The 725-nt window shown below is 62.6% G+C and carries 1 pseudogene; it reads right to left on the reverse strand.

The window, feature by feature from the left end:
- Window positions 1-725 (reverse strand): annotated as a pseudogene (locus tag AC1DY5_RS57710) (altronate dehydratase); the annotation flags it as partial.

The raw sequence follows: 725 nt of genomic DNA on the forward strand, positions 1-725 counted from the left end.
GTTGATGTCCATGTCGTCCTTCATTCGCAAGAACATCTTCGTGTTGGTGGCCAACTTGATCGAGGGAGATGGCTTTGCCCCGAAGCACGAGCCACGACCCGTCGTGAAAGCGACCAGGTTGGCTCCGCTGGCAATTTGTCCGGTCGCCCCCATCGGGTCGTAGCCGGGCGCATCCATGAAGACCAGGCCGTGYGTCGTGATCGGTTCGGCGTAGCGGTAGACGCCCATCAGGGCGGAAGAGCCGCTTTTGGCCACCGCGCCCAAAGACTTCTCGAGAATCGTGGTCAACCCACCGGACTTGTTGCCCGGTGTCGGGTTGTTGTCGATGCTGCCCTTCTCCCGGTCCGCGTAATCCTCCCACCACTTGATGAGATCGACGATGCCCTGCCCTACCTCACGGTTCACGGCCCGTCGCGTCAACAGATGTTCGGCTCCGTAGATCTCAGGGGTTTCGCTCAGGATGGCAGTTCCCCCATGCGCAACCAGGAGGTCGACCGCCATGCCAAGCGCAGGATTCGCGGTGATTCCCGAGTAGCCGTCAGAGCCCCCGCATTGCAGTGCCACGGTCAGGTGAGCGGCGGACACGTCTTCGCGACGGCACTGGTTCGCCACCGGCAGCATCGCCTCCACGGCGGCGATAGCGGCTTCGACCGTCTTGCGCGTGCCGCCCTTTTCTTGAATCACGAGCGGTGCGATCAGCTTGCCGGTCTCGATGCCCTCGGACA

The sequence above is a fragment of the Variovorax sp. P4_D9 genome, assembly GCF_056401695.1.